Here is a 10,312-nt window from a genome sequence, read left to right as displayed (position 1 = left end):
TTATTGCCGAATTATCAAGGATTTCAAATGACGTATTTAAACCAGAAAAAATAACGGATAATTTTAATTCAGAAATTCCAAAAGGAAACAAAAAAGACCGTCTACTAAAATATGGATTTAAGTTTAAAGGCGTCAAATACGAAAACCATCAAGAATTACCTAAATTAGAAATAAACGATTCGGAAGAACTAACCCTTCAACAACAAAAACTTTTAGAAAGCTACAAATCTATCAGTTTCAATAAAACTGACTGGTTAAACTTGGTTAACCAATCTTTGGAGGATTCAAAGATTGATGGGAAATTTTATACAATTACAAACTCAAATTCTACTTTTTCGTTAAATAAAAATACTTCTGTTTATGTTTATTTGACTGATAAAAATTACGCTTTTATCAAAACTTACTACCCTGAAATATTAGAAGAAAAGATTCCGAATTCGGCCTATGGTGAATACAAACAACAAATAGCTAATTTTAATGTTGAAACACTTGCAGGTGCCCTCAAACGTGAAAAGATGGTCGTTGAACAGATGAATTTTGATTTGAAAAATAGCAAAGAGCCATCCGACATATTGAAAGAAAGTAATCAAGTGGTGGTAATTGATATGAATGAATTAACCAAAAAATCAGATACTGAACTTTATAATTATATCCTTTCTAAACTTTCGAAATCAATATTACCTAATACTGAATTTACTAATTTATCTTACCAAGAAGAAAACAAAGACAGTAATCAATCGAATTATTTGGTGTCCGTAAATATCAATGGTCAACAATATCAAGAAAAGCTTTTTGTCTCTTTGGAAAACTCCGTAAAAAGCAGCTTAGATTCTCTAAATAAGCCAGATTCTAACTATTTCCCATCAATTAGCGAAACTCAATTTAAAATAATTAATGATTATTTAACTGATATCAACTCTCCGAATAGACTTGTAATTGTTTGTGATTATCATAGTCCAAAACTTTCTTTCGTGTTATTTGATAGTACCCAAGCAAATATTGTAGAAGAGGCATTACCTAATAATTTTGTAGACTTTTCGATGTATAATCGAAAGTTTAGTAGAGATAGCCTAAAGTCTTTATTAGATGAAATTGTAGATTTGGAACTAATCCCAAAAATCACTCAAAATCAAAAAGAATCTTATATTCTGAAAATCCGTCAATTCCCACCAAGCGATTTGAGCATTTTTGAAAACTTAAAAGATGTGATTGGTCAATGTGAAATTTGGGGAATTGACAGTTATAAAAATGTATTCAAATCTTGTATGGATACCCTCAGTAAGATTTCGAGGTTTGGTTTTAGTCCAATAAAAATTGAGGATAATTTTAGCAAAATGCTTAAAAAAAGTAATTATTCTGATAGAATATTCACGTATAGTTTCAAAATGCCCAATGGTAAACTTTATAGTGAAAAACAATTTGTAAATGGATTGAAGAAACCTAAAGAAAGAAAAAACAAAATAGCGTTTGAATTATTTAATTTTGATACCAATAAACTTATCCAACTGATAAACAAAGCTTTAGCAGAAAATAATGTCGATGGACTTTTTTATACAATTTACATGGAAGAAGAAGAATATGATGATACTGCTGGACCGAAATACATTTTTTTAAATACGAAACAACATAGATGGATGAAAAACAAGTTTCCAGATATTTTTGAAGTATATTCTGAAGGCTTTGATTCTGAAATTGATGAAAATCATGAAAAATAATTGAGATTTTAGTACAACAATTCAACCTAGAAAAAAATGAAAATTAAATTAATCATTTGCCTTTCAGTAATACTCGGCTTTATTTTTTCTTTTACGTTTTTTTCAAATGAACATGGAGATTGGCCTGAGTATTTAGGTGGTGCAGACCGCAATCATTATTCAAAACTCACCCAAATCACGCCTGAAAACGTAAATCAATTAAAAATTGCATGGACTTACACTACTCCTGATTCAGGGCAAATGCAAGTAAATCCGATTATTGTTGATGGAATTTTGTATGGCGTTACAGCTTCTGTTCAAGCTTTTGCTTTGGATGCAGCAACTGGCAAAGAGATTTGGCGATTTGGAGACCCTCTAAAAAATTGGGCGAGTTCAAGTAGAGGAGTTAGTTATTGGTCAAATGGTATTGAAAAAAGAATATTATACACCGTTGGACCCAACCTTTGGGCTTTGGATGCCAAAAACGGCAAACCAATTAAGAGTTTCGGAAATGAGGGCAAAGTAGATTTACATACTGGCCTTCCACCAATTGCTCAAAATAAATTTATCATCTCAAATACTCCAGGAACAGTCTTTGAGGATTTAATTGTGATGCCTGTTCGCCTATCTGAAGGAGAAGATGCAGCTCCCGGTGATATTAGAGCTTTTGATGTTAAATCTGGAAAATTAGTTTGGACTTTCCACACAATCCCCTATCCAACTGAATTTGGCTATGAAACCTTCCCTAAAGATGCCTATAAAAATGAATATACAGGTGCTGCTAATAATTGGGCTGGTATGGCCGTTGACCGTAAAAGAGGAATAATCTTTGTTCCTACTGGGTCTGCTGGTTATGACTTTTATGGAGGAAATAGAAAAGGTAAAAATCTTTTTGCTAACTGTTTATTAGCACTCGATGCTCGCACTGGAAAAAGACTATGGCATTTCCAAACTACTCATCACGATATTTGGGATAGAGATTTACCTGCACCACCCAATTTAATGACCATTAATCAGAACGGAAAAAAGATTGATGTGGTGGCTCAAGTTACTAAACAAGGATATGTTTTTGTGTTTGATAGAGTAACTGGAAAACCCATTTTCCCTGTAAAAGAGGTTCCAGTACCCAAATCATCACTTTTGGGAGAACTTGCATGGCCTACACAACCCATTCCAAGCAAACCAGCACCATTTGCAAGGCAATCTAATACGCTTACTGAAAAAGATATTAGCCCTTATGCTGAAAATAGAGAAGAACTAATAAAGAATTTCAGAAAGTATAAAACTGCACTTTACCATCCTGGTAGCAAAGAGGGAACAGTGATTTTCCCTGGATATGACGGTGGAGCAGAATGGGGAGGTGCCGCCGCAGACCCAGAAGGAATTTTGTATGTAAATGCTAATGAAATGGCATGGATACAAACCATGGTTGAAACGCCTAAAGAAGATGCCCTTGCTCAACTCAGTGCTGGAGAAAAACTTTATACAACAACTTGTGTGAGTTGCCACGGAATTGATAGAAAAGGAAACCCTAAATCAAATTATCCTTCATTAATTGATATCAATAAAAAAAGAGATAAAGCCTTTGTGAATAATATTATTAGCAATGGAAAAGGTATGATGCCCGGATTTACAACACTTACGGCTTCTGAAAAGCAAGCAATCGTATCCTTTTTATTCGGAGAAGAAAAAAAAGAAGTTGTTTCAGATTCAAAATCAACAAAGAAGGTATATTTACCATTTAAAAGTACAGGCTACAATAAGTTTTTAGATAGTAATGGTTTACCAGCAATCACGCCTCCATGGGGCTCTTTTAGTGCCATTAATCTAAACACTGGAGAATATTTATGGAGAATTCCTTTTGGTAACGAACCTGCTTTAGAACAGAAAGGAATAAAAAATACTGGCGTTGAAAATTATGGAGGTCCAGTAGTTACTGCAAGCGGTTTAATATTTATCGCTGCCACAAAAGATGGATTTTTTAGGGCTTTTAATAAAAATAATGGAAAAATTCTTTGGGAAACTAAACTTCCTGCGGCAGGCTTTGCAACACCTTCTACCTATCAAATAAATGGTAAACAATTTGTAGTAATTGCTTGTGGTGGAACTAAACTAGGAACTCCGAAAGGGAATAAATATGTAGCATTTGCCCTACCGTGAGAATCATTAATTCTCATAAAACTTTAATAATAGTGATTTATGCAACCCTTTGAATATTAATTAATGAGTGAATTTCAGTTAGCAAACTTGACTTTGATATAAATTGCTTGAACAAAGTCAAGTTTGCTTGTCTTGCTTGAAAACTTCATCAATACTGAATTTAATGACATATGAACCAACAAATTACCTAGTAAACCTTCTAAAATAGATATTATTTAATTTTAAGTAACCTATTTTACTTAAAATTAATTTATTTGTAAATCATACAATAATAAATATTTAGTCTCTCTTATCCTTGAGTCATTATCTTACCTAATATCTTTTCTGAACTGATATTAATATCTCGCAAAATTCCGGTTAGTGGTAAATTGAAACCAATAAAATATAAGCCTTTATAAGTTTCTTCATCAAACCACATTTGTTTAGGATACGCCCTTTCGTTCAAAACTGGGGCAATATTTTTGATAATTTTTTCAAGATGAGCATGATACCCTGTTGCTAATACAACTGCATCGAATTTCTCTTGTTGGCCATTTACAAAAATTATCGAATCATGCGTAAATTCTCGAATGTCGGGCATTACCATTATTTTTTTCTGTTTTATTTGCTCTAAAGTACCAACATCAATTACAGGCACTTTGCCTTGTTTGCGTAATTGTTCAGAAGGTGCTAATGGAGAAATTGGAATACCTGTCTGCTTTAAAGAACCAGTTGAGATTTTCTTAAAAATGTTTGAAATAAAATCATAGACGGAGTTTCCAAACTGAGTCAAAAAAATGGCAAGTCCTTGCGTTGAACGCCCCAAAAACTCTCTTTTGACAATATTTACTGGATTTCTAATCGAAACATAGGTTTTTGCTTTACTTTCGCACAGGTCTAAAGCAATCTCAGCACCTGAATTTCCATAGCCAACAACCAACACTTTTTTATCTTTGTAAGGAAGTCCATTCTTGTATTTACATGAATGAATCTTTTCTCCTTCAAAAAGATAATCGTTAATAAAATGAGGGATTTTAGGAACACGATTATAACCAGTGGCAACAACAACATTTTCGGATAAAAAGGTATTATTTTGGGTTTTAACCTCCCAAATTCCATTATTTTTTGAAATATCAAGTACTTCTTCTCCGTAGATTGGATTGATGTTGAAATGCTTAATATAAGATTCTAGATATTGAATATATTCTGCCTTAGGTACAAAAGTTGGATATTCGGCAGGAAATGGCAAATGTGGTAGTGAAGAATAAATCTTATCCGTATGTAGCTTCAAACGGTCATAATGATTTCTCCATTCATTACCAACGTTGGTAGATTTTTCAATGATTATATATGGAACTTCATTTTTGCTAAACTGTCCAGCCATTGCCAAGCCAGAGGGGCCTGCACCTATAATTATATTTTTATGAACCATTATTAAGAATTTTTTATCGAGATAATATTTTGGGTCAATTCAAAGGGAAAATTCAAACTAAGTCCCCTCATGGCATTGATAAGGGCAATTCGTTTAAATTTAGTCAAATCTTTTACTTTAATTTCTTCTTCATCAATTTGCTTCTCATTTAATAAATACGTCCTTTGGGTTCCTTCAAGTAAATATGTACTTGGCGTAAACCATTTAACTCCATCAAAAAATGCCAAATTAGTGTAAGTCGTATCAGTCAAGCAATCATTCTTTATAATAATCACTTCATCAAAACCCTCGTTTTCAATTAATAATTTATGAAATACACTACGGTCTTCATATTTTAAAGGATATTCAATAGCAGGATTTTCAACTAATTTAATCAATCTATGTACTTTATATTGATAACTAAAAAATTCAACTTTACTAATTTCCTCAGCGTAACTCACTCTACAACGATATAAACCCTCTCCTACCCAATCTGGAATTTCAACAGTTTCAGCAAAATCAATTTTCTTATCAATCCCAAATACTTTTTTTAATGAGCGGCTTGCTCTTTCATTGTGATAATCAATGTTAGCCAAACGCCGATTTTGGCATTTGATTGTTTCAAATAGTAGGGACATATATTTTTTGAATCATTTCTTGGTATTCTTTTTCTACCATACTTTTCGCAGTAATTCCACCACCGCTCTTGTAAAGTAAACCTTGAGGGGTATTTTCAATGAAACGAATCATTACACCTGAATTAAAAGTTTCACCATCAAAAATACCGCAAATACCTGTGTAAAAATTTCTATTTAGGCCATTATAAGTATATTTTTCAGCTTTTTTGATAATTTCTACGGTTTTACCTTTCGGAGCTCCTGAAATAGAACCAGCAGGAAGCATTGAAAAAAGTATATCACCAAATTTATTTTTCCAAAAAGGGTCTAATTTACCACAAACTTGTGAACTAACCTGCAGTAATTCACCATCTAAAGTCTTTATTTTATCAATATACCGAAACTTTTCAACCCACACCTTTTCTGCTATTTTACTAATGTCGTTTCTTATTAAGTCAACGATGGTGGTATGTTCAAAAAATTCTTTTTCATCCTCTAAAATCACGCTTTCGGCATTTTCAATTTTTGTATCAATTGTTCCTTTCATTGGAAAAGACGAAATAATGCCTTCTGTATTAATTTTAACAAAAATTTCGGGTGAGAAACAAACAAATTCATTAAAATGCTCAAATCCCTTGACCCAAATTTTAAACTTAGCATTACTTATAATAAAGATTTCCTCTAAACTTAGATTTGTTTTTATGCGAGATGCACAAGTAAGATTTGTCAAAAATGAGTTTCCCTCTTTAATATTAGAGATTACTACATCAAAAGCCTTCTGATACAATTCAAAATCAATGCACTTTTTCTCAATTCCATTGAATCTATTATTGTTTGTGCTAAAGTTAAAATTTGAAACTTCTCCAAATTTATATTTTATATCACTTACATTAACCTTATCTAATCTTTTAATAATACTACGATTTCCTTCAAAATCAGTTAATATTAAAAACGGTGTGGATGTAGAAGTTAAGTTGTTAATTTTAGTAATTGCCCCTTCCTTTTTATAAATTTTCACCACAAGTCGAATTTATTCAATATTCAGAAACCCAATTTTATTTAATTTTAGTTCAAATTTATTAAAATCATTGAAAAGAATTATTGGTGGCTTTGTCGATTAAAATACCCCTTATGCTATTGATTTCTACTTATTCGGCTATTCTTAATATAAAAATTGTAATAGTTTTGTTTATTGTTTAAAATTTATCAAATTCGCAATATCATTCATTCATCAAACATCTAAACCTATCCATGAGAAGACTCCTTACTTTTCTTTTTGTTGCCTTCATCTCTGGTTCAGTTTTTTCACAAGTCACTTTTCAACGTAATGGTGTTTATGACGAAAGGCCATCTCAGTATGCTTTCAAAAATGCCACAATTGTAGTTGATGCACAAACTGTCCTAGATAATGCCATGATTTACATCAAAAACGGCATGATTGAATCAGTTGGAAAAGAATTACAAGTTCCAAAAGGTACAGTAGTATATGATTTAAAAGGCAAAAGAATTTACCCTTCACTAGTAGATATTTATTCTGATTACGGAATGCCCGAAATCCAACGCCAAGGCGGCGGCCGTGGATTCGGTGGAGCAATACAATTAGAATCAAATAAGAAAGGTGCTTTCGATTGGAATCAAGCGGTAAGACCTGAAGTTGATGCTACGGCAGAATTTAAAGTAAATGCCGCTAAGGCCGATGAAATGCGTAAAATTGGCTTCGGAAGTGCCGTTGTGCACGTAGCTGATGGAATTGTAAGAGGCACCTCAGCTTTTGTTTCTCTTGCAGAAGATAAAGAAAACAATGTATTACTAAAAGGTAAAGCATCAGCTCATTATTCATTAAATAAAGGTAGTTCGACACAAACATACCCAGTTTCATTAATGGGTGCGGTGGCTTTGCTCCGACAAACATATTATGATGCAGAATGGTATAAAAAAGGAGGAAAATTGCAAGAAAGAAACTTGTCATTAGATGCCTTTAATGAAATGCAAGCTCTACCCCAAGTTTATGAAGCGACTGACAAATTAGCAGTTTTAAGAGCTGATAAAATTGGTAAAGAGTTTGGTATTCAATATATCATCAAAGGTGCAGGAGATGAGTACCAAAGAGTTGACGAAATCAAAGCTAATGGAAACCCATTGATTATTCCACTCAGTTTCCCTACTGCTTATGATGTAGAAGACCCATTTGATGCAGCAATGGTGAGTCTAACCGAAATGAAACATTGGGAAATGGCTCCCGCAAATGCAAGTATTTTGTCGAGAGCAGGTGTAAATTTTGCTTTCACAACAAACGGTTTAAGAAACAAAACTGAATTTTGGAATAATCTTCGTAAAGCTATCGAACACGGTCTGCCTGAAAACAAAGCATTAGAAGCTTTAACTTCTACGCCTGCTAAATTATTAAAAATTGATAATATGGTTGGAAGTCTGAAAAAAGGTATGTTAGCCAACTTTATTATCACTTCTGATAACCTCTTCAGTAAAGACAATGTCATTTATGAAAACTGGGTTCAAGGAAAAAGATACATACTCAGCGATATGAATGTAACTGATATCAGAGGAAACTATGAAGTAAAAGTTGATGATAAGAATTTTAAATTAAATATCACGGGTAAAATTGACAAACCTGATTATCAATTCATTACAAACGATACTGTAAAAACTACTCCAAAAGTTAGCCGTATAAGTGATTTATTGACTATCACTACCAAACTTGATAAAAAAGATGCTAATGAAGCACGTTTAAGTGGCTACTACGATGGAAAAAATATCAAGGGAGACGCAATTTTAGGAGATGGCAAACAAGTTAAATGGGAAGCGATTTACAAAGAAGCCCCTAAAGCTGATGTTGCTAAAAAAGATACGACAAAAGCAAAAACACCTCAAATTGGTAAAGTCCTATATCCTTTTACTGCCTTTGGTAGCGAGCAAAAACCTCAGCAAGAAACCATGTTGATTAAAAACGCTACTGTTTGGACCAACGAAAAAGAGGGAATTGTTCAAAATACCGACGTCTTATTACAAAATGGTAAAATTGCTCAAGTTGGTAAAAACTTAACTGCTCCGACTGGTGCTAAAACAATTGATGGGACAGGAAAACATTTAACCAATGGAATTTTTGACGAGCATTCACACATTGCCCTATTCTCAATCAACGAGGTACAAACCGTTTCTTCAGAGGTTCGTCAAGAAGATGCAGTAAACTCTGATGACATTAATATTTACCGTCAATTAGCTGGCGGGGTAACTTCTTCGCAATTATTACATGGTTCTGCCGACTGTATTGGCGGCCAATCTGCCCTCATTAAATTAAAATGGGGTGAAAATCCTAATAATTTATTGATTAAGGGTGCTGATGGTTTTATTAAGTTTGCTTTGGGTGAAAACGTAAAAAATGGAAACAATCCATCTCCATCAGGCCGATTCCCTCAAACAAGAATGGGAGTGGAACAAGTTTATGTAGATGCTTTCCAACGTGCCAAAGAGTATGAAAAAGCATGGAAAGAATATAACGCACTAACAAATAAAACTGGAGTAACGCCTCCAAGAAGAGATATTGAATTAGATGCTTTGGTTGAAATCTTGAATAAGAAGCGTTTCATTACGTGTCACTCTTATGTTCAATCAGAAATTAACATGTTAATGAAAGTTGCTGAATCTTTCAATTTCAATATCAATACATATACGCATATCTTAGAAGGCTATAAAGTAGCTGACAAAATGAAAGAACATGGCGTAAATGCTTCCACATTTTCTGACTGGTGGGCATATAAAATGGAAGTAAAAGAAGCCATTCCTCACAATGCTGCAATCTTAACAAAAGTTGGCGTAACTACTGCTATTAATTCAGATGATGCAGAAATGGCAAGAAGATTAAACCAAGAAGCAGCAAAAACAGTACTTTATGGTGGAATGAGTGAAGAAGAAGCTTGGAAAATGGTTACTTTGAATCCAGCAAAGATGTTACATCTTGATAATCGTTTGGGAAGTATTAAAGTTGGTAAAGATGCCGATGTGGTTCTTTGGAATAACAATCCACTTTCAATATATGCCCGTCCAGAAAAAACAATAATTGACGGAACCGTTTATTTCGATGCAGAGAAAGATGAACAAATGCAACAAAGCGTAGCGAAAGAAAGAAACAGAATTATGTTGAAAATGTTAGCCGAAAAAGCATCTGGAAATCCAACTCAAAGAGCTATGCCACGCAGAAATCAACATATTCACTGCGATACTATTCTTGAAATGGGCGACACTGAAGATTGTAGCAGATGTGCATCTGGTGGACGCATCTTTGGAGCTAATCTTTTTAAAGGAACTGAGTAATTTTAATTATAAAAACAAAAAAGGCCTTGATGAAAATCGAGGCCTTTTTTGTTTTAAGTGTGTTTTAGACAATTATTTATTATTTTAATCATATATTCAAAATTTACTAAGCAATAATACTT

6 protein-coding genes are annotated in these 10,312 nt (G+C 33.2%); 3 read left to right on the top strand and 3 right to left on the bottom strand.

Going from position 1 to position 10,312, the window contains the following annotated elements; genetic code table 11:
• Together A6M55_RS17420 and A6M55_RS07290 are read left to right on the top strand one after the other, a co-directional pair.
• Positions 1–1,715 (top strand): hypothetical protein (locus A6M55_RS17420; RefSeq protein WP_197491675.1); only part of this gene is annotated, 1,715 nt, incomplete at its 5' end.
• A 36-nt stretch (positions 1,716–1,751) separates the two neighbouring features.
• Positions 1,752–3,854, top strand: coding sequence for a PQQ-binding-like beta-propeller repeat protein (locus tag A6M55_RS07290; protein ID WP_064197089.1), 2,103 nt, complete (start codon positions 1,752–1,754; stop codon positions 3,852–3,854).
• 289 nt (positions 3,855–4,143) lie between these two features.
• On the opposite strand, the gene A6M55_RS07285 is transcribed toward A6M55_RS07290, so the two are convergent.
• Genes A6M55_RS07285 through A6M55_RS07275 form a run of 3 tightly spaced genes read right to left on the bottom strand, consistent with a single transcriptional unit; the run spans position 4,144 to position 6,879 of the window.
• Positions 4,144–5,265: an NAD(P)/FAD-dependent oxidoreductase gene (locus A6M55_RS07285; protein ID WP_064197088.1), complete on the bottom strand. Its 1,122-nt coding sequence runs from the start codon at positions 5,263–5,265 to the stop codon at positions 4,144–4,146.
• A gap of 2 nt (positions 5,266–5,267) precedes the next feature.
• Positions 5,268–5,882 carry an aminotransferase class IV gene (locus A6M55_RS07280; RefSeq protein ID WP_064197087.1) on the bottom strand — a complete coding sequence of 205 codons (615 nt, stop codon included), beginning with the start codon at positions 5,880–5,882 and terminating at the stop codon, positions 5,268–5,270.
• The gene (locus A6M55_RS07275) at positions 5,866–6,879 is read right to left on the bottom strand and encodes an aminodeoxychorismate synthase component I (protein ID WP_064197090.1); all 1,014 of its coding nucleotides are present in this window, start codon (positions 6,877–6,879) and stop codon (positions 5,866–5,868) included. The genes A6M55_RS07280 and A6M55_RS07275 overlap by 17 nt, the downstream gene beginning before the upstream one ends.
• Positions 6,880–7,112: 233 nt before the next feature.
• Here A6M55_RS07275 and A6M55_RS07270 point away from each other — a divergent pair, with 233 nt between their 5' ends.
• A complete protein-coding gene (locus tag A6M55_RS07270) occupies positions 7,113–10,190 on the top strand; it encodes an amidohydrolase family protein (protein WP_064197086.1) in 3,078 nt (1,025 codons plus the stop codon).
• Positions 10,191–10,312: the final 122 nt, after the last annotated feature.

Source organism: Emticicia sp. MM, from assembly GCF_001649495.1.
The sequence above is the reverse complement of the archived record's forward strand: the minus strand, read 5'-3'. Positions and strand labels throughout refer to the sequence as shown.